The organism is Rhodoferax sp. ZS1R8, from assembly GCF_056521325.1.
Map to the genome: position 1 here is coordinate 717,341 of NZ_JBWMBA010000001.1, position 12,668 is coordinate 730,008.

10 protein-coding genes and 1 riboswitch are annotated in these 12,668 nt (G+C 63.1%); of the genes, 4 read left to right on the plus strand and 6 right to left on the minus strand.

Translation table 11 applies throughout. The features are described from left to right. Positions 1-33: 33 nt before the first annotated feature. Positions 34-906 carry a metallophosphoesterase gene (locus AC097P_RS03380; protein WP_479608944.1) on the minus strand — a complete coding sequence of 291 codons (873 nt, stop codon included), beginning with the start codon at positions 904-906 and terminating at the stop codon, positions 34-36. Between the two features lie 5 nt (positions 907-911). Then, on the minus strand, positions 912-1,877 hold the full coding sequence (locus AC097P_RS03385) for a LysR family transcriptional regulator (protein ID WP_479608945.1): 966 nt from the start codon (positions 1,875-1,877) through the stop codon (positions 912-914). A 146-nt stretch (positions 1,878-2,023) separates the two neighbouring features. Between AC097P_RS03385 and AC097P_RS03390 the strand changes: the two genes are divergently transcribed. After that, positions 2,024-2,428 (plus strand): hypothetical protein, encoded by a 405-nt coding sequence (locus AC097P_RS03390; RefSeq protein ID WP_479608946.1) that lies wholly within the window; start codon positions 2,024-2,026, stop codon positions 2,426-2,428. Between the two features lie 190 nt (positions 2,429-2,618). Here AC097P_RS03390 and AC097P_RS03395 read toward each other — a convergent pair whose 3' ends face one another. The 3 genes from AC097P_RS03395 to AC097P_RS03405 all read right to left on the minus strand — a co-directional run bounded on the left by AC097P_RS03395 (position 2,619) and on the right by AC097P_RS03405 (position 6,339). After that, positions 2,619-4,505: a phosphoenolpyruvate carboxykinase (GTP) gene (locus tag AC097P_RS03395; protein WP_479608947.1), complete on the minus strand. Its 1,887-nt coding sequence runs from the start codon at positions 4,503-4,505 to the stop codon at positions 2,619-2,621. Between the two features lie 379 nt (positions 4,506-4,884). Then, on the minus strand, positions 4,885-5,028 hold the full coding sequence (locus tag AC097P_RS03400) for a hypothetical protein (RefSeq protein ID WP_479608948.1): 144 nt from the start codon (positions 5,026-5,028) through the stop codon (positions 4,885-4,887). Positions 5,029-5,109: 81 nt separating this feature from the next. Beyond that, positions 5,110-6,339: a threonine ammonia-lyase gene (locus AC097P_RS03405; protein WP_479608949.1), complete on the minus strand. Its 1,230-nt coding sequence runs from the start codon at positions 6,337-6,339 to the stop codon at positions 5,110-5,112. Between the two features lie 65 nt (positions 6,340-6,404). Between AC097P_RS03405 and AC097P_RS03410 the strand changes: the two genes are divergently transcribed. Together AC097P_RS03410 and AC097P_RS03415 are read left to right on the plus strand one after the other, a co-directional pair. Beyond that, complete coding sequence (locus tag AC097P_RS03410) at positions 6,405-8,738, plus strand: ATP-binding protein (protein ID WP_479608950.1); 2,334 nt, start codon at positions 6,405-6,407, stop codon at positions 8,736-8,738. A gap of 158 nt (positions 8,739-8,896) precedes the next feature. Then, the gene (locus AC097P_RS03415) at positions 8,897-9,199 is read left to right on the plus strand and encodes a hypothetical protein (RefSeq protein ID WP_479608951.1); all 303 of its coding nucleotides are present in this window, start codon (positions 8,897-8,899) and stop codon (positions 9,197-9,199) included. 173 nt (positions 9,200-9,372) lie between these two features. Here AC097P_RS03415 and recQ read toward each other — a convergent pair whose 3' ends face one another. Continuing rightward, positions 9,373-11,268 (minus strand): DNA helicase RecQ, encoded by a 1,896-nt coding sequence (gene recQ, locus AC097P_RS03420; RefSeq protein WP_479608952.1) that lies wholly within the window; start codon positions 11,266-11,268, stop codon positions 9,373-9,375. A gap of 150 nt (positions 11,269-11,418) precedes the next feature. After that, positions 11,419-11,509, plus strand: a riboswitch (S-adenosyl-L-homocysteine riboswitch). A gap of 27 nt (positions 11,510-11,536) precedes the next feature. Here recQ and AC097P_RS03425 point away from each other — a divergent pair. After that, entirely contained in the window at positions 11,537-12,631 is a 1,095-nt protein-coding gene (locus tag AC097P_RS03425) for a homocysteine S-methyltransferase family protein (RefSeq protein ID WP_479608953.1), read from the plus strand. The last annotated feature ends 37 nt before the right edge of the window (positions 12,632-12,668 follow it).

Consider the following 12,668-nt stretch of genomic DNA (forward strand, 5'->3'; position numbering starts at 1 on the left):
TTTTCATAGCTGCTTGCGCACGCTGCGCGAGGGCTACAGCTCGATTGGTATCACACTGCGGGGCTGGAAGCTGACTTGTTCGTTCTTGCGCGCATAGCCCAGCGGATTGGCCACCACGCGGCAGCTGCGGTGCACATAGTTGCTGGGCGCATGCAGGTGGCCGTGCAGCCACAGCTGCGCGTGGGGCAGTAAATCGTCCAGCGCATTGCAAAAGCCGGCCGTGCCTGGTGTGAGTCCGTAGCGCGGGTCAGCGCTCATCAGGCTGGGCGCGAAGTGCGTGACGACGACCGTGGGACCCGCATCGAACGGCTGTGCCAGGGTGTCGCGCAACCAGTCTTGGCACACCAACGCCTGTTCGCGCAAACCTTCGGCCAACCAGGGCTCGCCGTGGCGGGTGGTGTCGGTCTTGCGCAGGTAGTAGTTGGCGGCGCGGAAGGCTTTGTCGCGGACCTTGAGCTGCTGGGCCAGCAGGTTGACCGGCGCCGCACCGTGTCGGGTGAGCGGTTTGGGCGTCTGGGGTGTGGCGGGAGCGGGCGCCAGCGCGTCAAAGTCCGACCACAGCGTAGTGCCGATAAGGCGCACACCACCCAGCACCACAGTCTCGCGCTCTAGCCATATCAGCCCGAGCCGCTCACAGGTTTCGCGCAGGCGGACGTGGGCCTCGTCAAAGTCCATGCCGTCGTATTCGTGGTTGCCAGGCACAAAGACCACCGGCGTGGGCCAGCCCTGCAGTGGCGAGAACTGGCTCAGGCCGAAGTCGCGGTCACCCAGTTGGGCCAGCTGCGAGCCGGTCTGGTAGGAGCCAATGTCGCCAGCCAACACCAGCAGGTCGGCGCCGGGCGCAGGCTCGGCCTTCCAGTGAGGATGGGCCTCCAGGTGCAGGTCGGACAGCAGTTGGATCTGCATGGGTATCAGGGTGCCGGATGGGGTGCTTGCTTGGCCGCCAGCTTGGCGATCTGGTCGCGCAGCCAGGCGTGGGCGCGGTCGCCGTCTTTGCGCAGGTGCCACAGTGCGTCTACGTGGATCGGTGCCACCTCGAACGGCAGCTCGCGCAGCACCAGCTCCTGCGCGTAGCCGGTTACGCCAACAAAATGGCGGGGCAGCACGGTCAGCACATCGGACTGCGCCACGAGTTTGCCAGCGGTGAAGAACTGGTTGACGGTCAGCACCACATGGCGGCGCTGGCCCAGCGCGGCCAGGGCCTGGTCGATGAAGCCGAAGGGCCGACCCGAAAAGCTGACCAGCATGTGGCGTGCGTCGCAAAAGCGCTGCAGTGTCAGTGGCTCGCGCGCCAGCGGGTGGCCCTTGCGCATCACACACACATAGTCGCCCGAGAACAGGCGGTGGTGCAGAAAACTGGCGCTGCCGCCCGCCTGGGCGCGCGCGGTCAGGTCGGTCAGCACCGACGGGAAATGGCCCACTGCAAGGTCGGCATGGCCGTCTTCCAGCAGCTGGCGGGGGTCACGCGTGGTCAGCGGCACCACGCGCAGCGACACCTGGGGCGCATGCGCGGTGATGACGGCCAAGAGACCGGGCATCACTTCGGCGGCCGTGGCATCGGCCATCGTCAGTATGAAAGTGGACGTGGCGTTTCCGGGGTCGAAGTCCGGCGGTGCCAGCGAGGCCTGCAGCTGCTGCAGACAGGCCCGCACAGCCGGCCACAGCACCTCCGCGCGGGGCGTGGGCTCCAGCGTCCTGCCCTTGCGCACCAGCAGCTCGTCTCCCAGCGCTTCGCGCAGGCGGCGCAGCGCATTGCTGACCGCCGGCTGGGTCAGCGCCAGCTGCTCGGCGGCGCGGGTCAGGCTGCGCTCAGACATGACCACATCAAACACCTTGAGCAGGTTCAGGTCCAAGTTTCGCAGGGATACGTCACGCATACGTCGATCATAATCAACGTGAATACCAAACATCACCAACATAAAGTAGACCAATACTAGTATTAACCCTTAGTATTCACCCCATGCTTCCGTTGGATGCCTCCGCTAAACCAGTATTTCCCGTCAACTCTGCGAAGGAATTTGCCATGACAACCCTCACACACTCCACTGCTACTCCTTCTACCCGCGTGCCTGCTCAGGCCGCTACCAAGCCCACCCGCACCGCCGATGATTCCCGCCCGTTGGCCGGCATGCTGCTGGCCGCAGTCATGGCCGCTCTGCTGGTCGCCGCCGACCACGTCATCGACAGCTGGGCCGACGGCCATCTGCTGGCCGCCTGGGTGGCGTTGTGGACTGTGACATTCGCCGCGCTGGCCCTGCTGGCCACACCGTTGCGCAAAGTCGCCAACACCGGTGCCGGCTGGATCAGCAACTACCGCGCGGCCCGCACTGCGCGCCTGCAAGAAGAAGAGATGTGGGAACTGGCCCGCCACGACCACCGCGTGATGGCTGACATCCGCATGGCATCGATCCGCCAGACACAAGGCTGATCATTCAGGTCGCTGATCGCCGCTGACCCGTCAGCGCCAATACAAAAGCCACCCTCGGGTGGCTTTTTGCATGGGGCCAGCTTGGGGCCCCAGGGTACGTGGGCGCTGCGCCGGGCCGCCCCAAGCAAGGCTGCACCCCCTTGGGGGGGGCAGCGCAGTACGCGAAACGACCAGCGTGGGGGCTACTTCCTCAGGCCGCCAGTTGGGCTTCCAGGCGGGCCTTGGTGTCTACCAAGGCTTGGGGCAGGTGATAGGCCAGTTGCGTGAACAGTTCGCTGTGCAGTGCGAACTCTTCCTTCCACGCGGCCTTGTCCAGGCTGGTGACCGATGCGAACTGGGCGGGCGTGAAGTCCAGGCCGGTCCAGGTGATTTCCGAATAGGCGGGGCTAACGCCAAAGCCGTTTTCAGTGCCGGTTGTCGTGCCTTCGATACGGTCGATCATCCACTTCAACACGCGCATGTTCTCGCCATAGCCGGGCCAGACGAACTTGCCGTCATCACCCTTGCGGAACCAGTTCACGGCGTACATCTTGGGCAGCTTGGCGCCGGACTGGGCCAGCTTGTCGCCCATGTTGAGCCAGTGCTGGAAGTAGTCGCTCATGTTGTAGCCCATGAAGGGCAGCATCGCAAACGGGTCGCGGCGCACGATGCCGGCCTGGCCGGTGGCAGCGGCGGTGGTCTCGGAGCCCATGGTCGCGGCCATGTAAACGCCTTCGGTCCAGCTGCGCGCTTCGGTGATCAAAGGCACGGTGGTCGAGCGGCGGCCGCCGAACATGAAGGCGTCAATCGGCACGCCGTTGGGGTCGTTCCACTGCGCGTCCAGCGCGGGGTTGTTGGTCGCGGCCACCGTGAAGCGGGCATTGGGGTGGGCAGCCTTGGCGCCGGTTTCCTTGGCGATGGCCGGCGTCCAGTCTTTGCCCTGCCAGTCGATCAAATGCGCGGGCATGTTGCCAGCGTCCTTCTCCATGCCTTCCCACCAGACGTCGCCATCGTCGGTCAGCGCCACATTGGTGAAAATCACGTTCTGGTTCAGGCTGGCCATGCAATTGGGGTTGGTCAGCGTATTGGTGCCGGGGGCCACGCCAAAGTAACCGGCTTCGGGGTTGATGGCGTACAGCTTGCCGTCTGCACCGGGCTTGAGCCAGGCGATGTCGTCACCGATGGTGGTGACTTTCCAGCCTTCGAAACCTTCGGGTGGAACCAGCATCGAGAAATTGGTTTTGCCGCAGGCGCTGGGGAAAGCCGCTGCCACGTGGTACTTCTTTCCCTGGGGATTTGTCACACCCAGGATCAGCATGTGCTCGGCCAGCCAACCCTGGTCGCGGCCCATGGTGGACGCGATACGCAGCGCAAAGCACTTCTTGCCCAACAGCGCGTTGCCGCCGTAGCCGGAGCCGTAGGACCAGATTTCGCGGGTCTCGGGGTAGTGGACGATGTACTTGGTCTTGTTGCAAGGCCACTTCACGTCGGCCTGGCCGGGCTGCAGCGGGGCGCCGGTGGTGTGCATGCAGGGGACGAAATCGCCATCCACACCCAGCACGTCATACACGGCCTTGCCCATGCGGGTCATGATGCGCTGGTTGACCGCCACGTACGGACTGTCGGACAGTTCAATGCCAATGTGGGCGATGTGCGAACCCAGCGGGCCCATCGAGAACGGCACCACATACATGGTGCGGCCCTTCATGCAGCCGTCAAACAGTGCGGGCGTGCCGTCGTCCTGGCCGGACTGCAGCAGCTTGCGCATCTCGGCCGGGGCCATCCAGTTGTTGGTGGGGCCGGCGTTTTCTTTTTGCGCGCTGCAGATGTAGGTGCGGTCTTCGACACGGGCCACGTCGGTGGGGTCGGAGCAGGCCAGGAAGCTGTTGGGGCGCTTGGCGGGGTTGAGCTTTTTGAAGGTACCCGCATCGACCAGTTGCTGGCACAGGCGTTGGTATTCTTCTTCGGAACCGTCGCACCAGTAAATGGCGTCGGGTTTGGTCAGTGCGGCCATGTCGGCCACCCAGGCAATGAGCCGGGGGTTTTTGACGTAGCTGGGCGTGTTCAGCTTCAAGCCTTGCATCATGGGTGCGTTCATACGGTAGCTCCTAGTTTGAAAATCGTCTTTTCAAAATAAAAGTCGCCCTTTGACTTTGAGAAAACGTTTTGCAGAAACCTGTGGATACAACCGTCCCCATCCCACGTACACCTCACGCAGACACCAGGGGCGGATGCCCCATTTTAAGAACTCGTACCGAAGTTACATGCAAGTTACCAGCAACAATTATGCAAAGCCGGCATAGGGTTATGCGCATTTCAATAACAACACGGCCCGCGCAGACGTGACAAAGCCACGCCAGCTAGGGTGCAACGGAACAGAATTGGGGGGTGCGGCGGTGGGTGTGGGCACTGCGGGCAAGCCGCAGGCAGTCACACCAACCGGGAACAACAGGCGCTGAGGCGGCCTGACACCAAATTTAGGCCATGTAGACGGCGATGAACGCCAACAAGAAAATCAGCACGCCGCCAACCACGGGCAGCACGATAGGAATCAACGGAACAATGGCTTCAACCGGATCGACCTTGTGGTCAGGCGCTGGAGTAGATGGGGTAGCGGACATGGAGATTCCTTCAGGACTTGAATGGGATTTTGTACTGATTTTACCTATCCGCCGGACCGCGACATCGGCAACGCCGCGCGCCTAACCCAACTCGGCATCAAAACCCGCCTGGCGTAACGCCGCCAACACCTCGTTGACATGGGCGTGGCCACGGGTCTGGACCACCAGTTCCACCTCGGCGTTCTGCGCCGACAGCGTCGTGAACGCGCGCTGGTGGTGCACCTCTTCTATATTGGCACCGGCCTCGGCCACGGTGGCGGTGATGCGCGCCAGCGAACCCGGCACGTCGCGCGCACCGACACGGATACGCGCCAGGCGACCAGCCCGCACCATGCCACGCTCGATGATGGCAGCCAGCAGCAGCGGGTCAATATTGCCGCCGCACAGTACCAAGCCCACGCGCTTGCCTTTGAAGCGCTCCGGGTACTTCAGCAATGCGGCCAAGCCGACAGCACCTGCCCCTTCGACCAGGGTCTTTTCAACCTCCAGCAGCATGACCAATGCCTGCTCGATATCGCCCTCGTCAACCAGTAGTAGGTCGTCCACGCGTGCGCGGATCATCTCCATAGGAATACGCCCCGGCGTGCCAACGGCGATGCCCTCGGCAATCGTGCTGGTGCCCTGGGGATGCTGCGTGCCCTGGATGGCATTGAACATGGCGGGAAAGCGCACGGTCTGCACACCCACCACTTCCATCGTTGGCTTCAGCGCCTTGGCAACGGTGGCCATGCCCGAGATCAAACCGCCACCGCCAATGGCCACGATCAGCGTGTCCAGGTCGGGCACGTCTTCCAGCATTTCCAGCGCCACCGTGCCCTGGCCCGCAATGATGGCGTCGTCGTCGTAAGGGTGCACAAAAGTCAGCTGCCGCTGCTCGGCCAGCGCGAACGCATGGCTGCGGGATTCTTCCAGTGTGTCGCCATGCAAAATGACCTCTGCGCCGAAGCCGCGCGTGCGCTCGACCTTGACGCCGGGCGTGAAGCGCGGCATCACGATGACAGCATGCAGGCCCAGGCGCTGCGCGTGGTAGGCCACGCCCTGGGCATGGTTGCCGGCGCTCATCGCTATGACGCCGCGTGCAGACTGCTCGGGCGTCAGCTGCGCCAGCTTGTTGCAGGCGCCGCGCTCTTTGAAGGAGGCGGTGAATTGCAGGTTCTCAAACTTGAGGAACACCTGCGCGCCGGTGATGTCGGACAGGGTCTGCGACGCCACGCAGGGTGTGCGCAGCAGGTGGCCTTGCAGCCGTTGTTCGGCCGCTTGGATGTCGTGGTATTCAATCATGCCGACATTGTGCTGCTTTTTGTCCCCCACACTTCCATCTTGCGCCAGTCTGCTGTATGGTGGCCCCGTAAACACAACTGTGCTGGAGGCATTGGATGGCCAAGCGTTTGTTGTCTCCGCCACTGGGCGGGCATCTGATCCCCTCACCGGGCCTGTTGGAGGCGCCGGTGCTGGATTTGATGTGTTCGCATTTCGTGCTGACGCTGGCCACGCGCCAGGGCGCAGGGCTGAACGTGCGCCGCGACTTCAGCGGCATCGTCGGCCTGGCCGGCCGCCACCTGGTGTGGCCGGTATCGGTGCTGTCCCGGTTGCGCGAATTTTTGGCCCGGCGCTGCGCCAGCAACGAACTGTGGCGCGGCCACGAGTCTCTGGATGCCATCGAATTCCTGGCCCGCCATGGCACCTGGCGCGGACCCTATGACGAAGCTACGCTGTATTTCTTTTTGGACGAATACGCCAAGGATCAGCCCAAGGACCTGGTCTCGGTGCTGACGGTCACCGGCGAATGGCTGCACAACTCGTTGAAGCGCCAGTCCACGCTGGTCGAGAAAAACATCAACGCACTGGCCGGCCTGCTGCAGCTCAACAAGGCAGAACGTGCCCTGCTGCTATACGGCACGCTGGCACGCTACCAGCGCGACATGCGCAGCATCCTGGTCGAATTCAAGGTCAACAACGCGCCTGAGGCCTACGCTGCAATTGCAGAAGTAGCGGGTGTCAACCCGGACCAGGTAGCCGAGGCGCTGCGTGCAGGGTCGCGGCTGGAGCGTATTGGCTTGGTGGAGAACCTGATCTCCGAACACAACATCACCGACCTGGCCGACCTGATGAAGGTCAGCGAAAAACTGCCACCGGTGCTGATGCGCCCCTACCGTGACCAGGCCGAGCTGATGGCCGTGTTCACACGCCTGTCGGCCAAGAGCGCACTGGGGCTGGACGACTTTGCATTTGTTGCCGACGACGCCCGGGTGCTGTGCAACCTGCTGGCCAACGCCGTGGCGCGGCAGGAGATCGGCATCAACGTGCTGCTGTACGGACCCCCAGGAACCGGCAAGACCGAGCTGGCCAAGGTGGTGGCGCAGTCCGCCGGGCTGGAGCTGTTTGAAGTGGAGTACGCCGACCGCGACGGCAACTCTTTGAGCGGGCGCGACCGGTACCGCTCGCTGCAGATCGCCCAGGTTTTTCTCAAAGGAAGTGCCCAAGCCGCGCTGCTGTTTGACGAGGTGGAAGACGTGTTCCCGCCCATTTCGAGCGAAGCTGCGCAGTGGATGGCGCGGGCCGACGCCACGGCCGCGCCGCCGAACGGCAGCGTCAGCGGCAAGGCCTGGGTCAACCAGGTGCTGGAATCCAATGTGGTGCCGACCATTTGGGTCACCAACCGTATCGAGCAGATCGACCCGGCCTTTCGCCGCCGCTTCGCCTACCACCTGGAACTGAAATCACCACCGCCGGGGGCGCGTGAGGAACTGGTGCGTAGGACGTTAACGGGGGTGGCCGTATCTGAAGCCTTTGTAGGCCGCTTGGCCAAACGCAAAGGCCTGACGCCCGCGCAAATCCGCACTGCCGTACGCTTTGCGGGGCTGGCGGCCAGTGCTGAAGAGACACCGATCAACGCGGTCAACGCGCTGGAGACCCTGATCGAGCGCCAGCTGAAAAACGCCGACCAGGCGCTGGGCAACCGGTCGGCAGACGGCGCGCGCCTGCTGGCGGCCACGCGCTATGACCCCGCGCTGCTAAACGTAGAAAGCCGGTTTGAAATCCCCCGCATGGTGCAGGCGCTACAGGCTCGCGGCCACGGCACGCTGTGCTTTTACGGCCCGCCCGGCACCGGCAAGACGGCACTGGCGGAGCACATTGCCACCACGCTGGCCCAGCCCCTGCACGTGCGCCAAGCCAGCGACCTGATGGGCAAATACGTGGGTGAAACCGAGCAGAACATGGCCGCCATGTTCCGCGAGGCCGAGACTGAAAACGCCATCCTGTTGCTCGATGAAGCCGACAGTTTTTTGCTGGACCGCCGCGGCGCCCAGCGCAGCTACGAGGTGTCCGAAGTCAACGAAATGCTGCAGGGCATGGAGCGTTTCCACGGCATTTTCATCTGCACGACCAATCTGATGGACCGCATGGACCAGGCCGCATTGCGCCGGTTTACTTTCAAGATCCAGTTCAAGCCGCTGACCCGGGCGCAGCGGTTGGCGCTATTTGTCGCGGACGCCTGCGCCGGGGACGCCAACCGGCTGGACCGGGACCTGGAAAAGCGGCTGACGGCACTGGACCAGCTCTGCATTGGCGACTTTTCAGCCGTCAAACGGCAGAACGCCATTCTGGATGCCCAACTGGAACCAAGCGAGTTCCTGGAGCAACTGGAGGCCGAACACCGTATCAAACCCGAGGTGCGGGAGGCCCGGGGAATAGGGTTCATGCACTAATTTGGACGTTTTCCAGCGCAAATATTGGGAAGCGCTGTCAACCGGTTGAGCCCGTCAACCGTCATATGTCGACGCGGATGCATCAATCGCCGGCCCGTTGGAAGCACAAGCCAGGCGCCCTGACAAGTATCCATTCTTCTTCATTTTGACGTGTTGATATGAACAAAGAGACGATCAAGGTCCCTGAAAAAGGCACCTACCAGTGGCAACTGTTTGACTACTGGTCTGACGAATTTCGCCACACCAATGCCGACTATTCCGCGTATATCGCCCTGAATTTTGCCGGTGTCCTGGACGCTTGCCGCAACAAGCTGCAAGCCCTGATCCAGCACCACAGCCAGCACGTTTGTGACGCCAAGGGTGGCAAGCGCCACCGTCGCGCGATTGCCCGCCTGCAGAACACGATGTCTGGTGCGGCGATGTCTTACGAGACCTGTTTCCGTCACCGGACTGCTGCTTAAGTCGTTTCCCCTGGGTTTTTGCGGGGCGCTACTGTAGTTGTACGCGCCCGCCTCAGAGCTGGGGTAAATGCCGCCGTTCGTGTCCTCCGGCCTTCGGCCTCCCCCTTTACCTCACTTTGGCATCTACCCCAGCTCTGGGGCTTGATTGCTTTGAGCAGCCAGACCGAGCCGGGCTACGTGTTCACCACGCGCAGTACTTCCTCGGCGTAGGCTTCCAGCTTTTTAGCACCAATCCCACTGATACCCTGCAGATCATCCAAGGTCTGTGGTGCGCGTTTGGCAATGGCCGCCAGCGTGGCGTCGTGAAAAATCACATAGGCGGGCAGGTTGTGCTCCCGCGCCACCTCGGCACGCCAGGCCTTCAGCGCCGCGTAGCGCACCAAGCCATCCCCATCCAGCGCAATCGGCGCCTTGACCACGGCTGAACCTGCGCCAGGGCGCTTGCTCTTGCTGCGACTCGCCGGGGCGGAAACCGACTCCCGCAGTTGCACCTGCACCTCGCCCCTCAATACGGCGCGGGACTGTTCGGTCAATCGCAGCGTATTGAAAGCCTCCGCATCCACCGCCACGGCGCCCATGGCAATCAGCTGGCGCAACACGCCACGCAGCTGGATTTCACTGAAATCGGCGCCCAGACCAAAGGTGCTCAAAGCCGTGTGGCCGTGTTGGGTGACTTTTTCGGTGGTTTTGCCGCGCACGATGTCCATGACATGGCCCGCGCCAAACGACATGCCGCTGGACTGCTGGATTCGGTAAATGGTGCTGAGCAGCTTGCGCGCGGCGTCGGTGCCGTCCCAGATGTCGGGGGGGTTCAGGCAGTTGTCGCAGTTCTGGCAACGATAACTCGGGCCATCGCCCAACTGCTCGCCAAAGTAGGCCAACAGCCGAACCCGGCGGCAATCCGTTGCTTCCGCCAGCCCCAATAGGGCATCCAACTTGCCGCGCAGCGCCTGCTTGAATTCCTCGCCCGCCGGGCTTTCGTCGATCATGCGGCGCTGGTTGACCACGTCTTGCAGGCCATAGCCCATCCAGGCGTAGGCGGGCAAACCGTCCCGCCCGGCACGGCCGGTCTCCTGGTAGTAGCCTTCGATATTCTTGGGCATGTCCAGGTGGGCGACAAAACGCACATCGGGCTTGTCAATACCCATGCCAAAGGCGATGGTGGCCACCATGACGATGCCCTCTTCGCGCAGAAACCGGTTCTGGTGATCTTGGCGCACCCGGCTGTCCAGCCCTGCGTGGTACGGCAAGGCGCGGATGCCGGCGTCTACCAGCGTCTGCGCCACGTCTTCGACCTTCTTGCGCGATTGGCAGTAGACAATGCCGGCGTCGCCTTCATGCTCACGCTCGATAAAGCGCAGCAACTGCTGGACGGCCTCGCGCTTTTCGACGATGGTGTAACGAATGTTGGGTCGGTCAAAGCTGCTGACAAAGGCCTGCGCATCCTGCAGCTGCAGGCGCTCCAGGATGTCGGCACGGGTCAGGTCGTCGGCGGTGGCGGTCAGCGCGATGCGCGGCACACCGGCGTAGCGCTCGTGCAGCACGGTCAACGCCCGATACTCCGGGCGGAAGTCATGGCCCCACTGGCTGACGCAATGCGCCTCGTCGATGGCAAACAGGCTTAGTTGGTTGCGTTCATACAGCGAGTCCAACAAAGCCAGAAAGCGCGGATTGGTCACCCGCTCAGGCGCGGCATAGAGGCAGGTGATGTCGCCGCGCAGCAGGCGTTGCTCGATCTGGTAGGCCTCTTCACCGCTCAGCGTCGAGTTCAAAAATTCGGCACTGACACCCGCCTCGTGCAGGGCACCCACCTGGTCGTGCATCAGCGCGATCAACGGCGAGATCACCAGCGCCACGCCCAGCCCCGCGCGTTGGCGGGCGATAGCGGGAATCTGGTAACACAGCGACTTGCCACCGCCGGTGGGCATCAGCACCAGCGCGTCACCGCCATTGGCCACGTGTTCGACGATGGCCTGCTGCGGACCGCGGAACTGCGGGTAGCCAAACACTTCTTCAAGGATGGCGTGCAGAGTCTGGCTGGAAATGGTGGATGAGTCAGTTGCTATCAAAACAGTAGCTGGTTACGCGCGCTGCACGCGGGCTAGGGGCATAAATGGCACACAATATTCTGGCGTGAACGCTGTGGGCATCCCCTATTGTCGGGCATGAAGGCCGCCGGGGTGGTGGCGCGCGAAGGTGGCCGTGGTCTAAAATACAGGCTTCCCGAGGGGCGCTGCAGTGGCCGGGCACCGTAACACACGGTTTTCCAACGGCCGCCAGGCTTGGGTTTGCCAACTGCGCTCACTTTGTCTAACAACAGAAAGTGAGCCGCATCCCATGACCCAGAACACTCCGCTTCAAACCCCGCCTTACACCCGTGGCCAGGCCCTGCCCGGCATTCTGGCCAACCGCATCGCCATTCTGGACGGCGCCATGGGCACGATGATCCAGCGCTTCAAGCTGGGCGAGGCGCAGTACCGGGGCAATGGCTACGCCGGCCCGGGCGCGCAGGGTACACGCTTCACCGACTTCCACCGCGATGTCAAAGGCAACAATGAGCTGCTGAGCCTGACGCGCCCGGACGTGATCTCTGACATCCACGACCGCTACCTGGCCGCCGGTGCCGACCTCATCGAAACCAACACCTTCGGCGCCACCACCGTGGCCCAGGCCGACTACGACATGGCGGACTTGGCCGTGGAAATGAACCTGGTTTCGGCAAAATTAGCCCGCGCCGCCTGCGACAAATACAGCACGCCCGACAAGCCCCGTTTTGTCGCCGGCGCCCTGGGCCCCACGCCCAAGACCGCCAGCATCAGCCCCGACGTCAACGACCCCGGCGCGCGCAACGTGACCTTTGAAGAGCTGCGCCAGGCGTACTACGACCAGACCAAAGCCCTGGTCGAGGGAGGCAGCGACGTGCTGCTGGTCGAAACCATCTTCGACACGCTGAACGCCAAGGCCGCGCTGTTTGCGATCGACGAATACTTCGAGGCCAGCGGTGAACGCTTACCCCTCATCATCAGCGGCACGGTGACCGATGCGTCGGGCCGCATCCTCTCAGGCCAGACCGTGACCGCCTTCTGGCACAGCGTGCGCCACGCCCAGCCGTTGGCGATCGGCCTGAACTGTGCGCTGGGCGCGGCGCTGATGCGCCCCTACATCCAGGAGCTGAACCGCGTGGCGCCAGATACGTTTATCAGCTGCTACCCGAATGCAGGCCTGCCCAACCCGATGAGCGACACCGGTTTTGACGAAACGCCGGACGTGACCAGCCGCCTGGTGCGCGAATTTGCGGCCGAGGGGTTGGTGAATATTGTGGGCGGCTGCTGCGGCACGACGCCGGACCACATTGGCGCGATTGCCCATGCGGTGGCGCCGTTGCCGGGGCGTAGCGTGCGGCGTAATTTCTTTTACAAAGAAGCCGCGTAATAGAAGTACCCACGCCTCTGGGTGGCAGGGCGTTTTG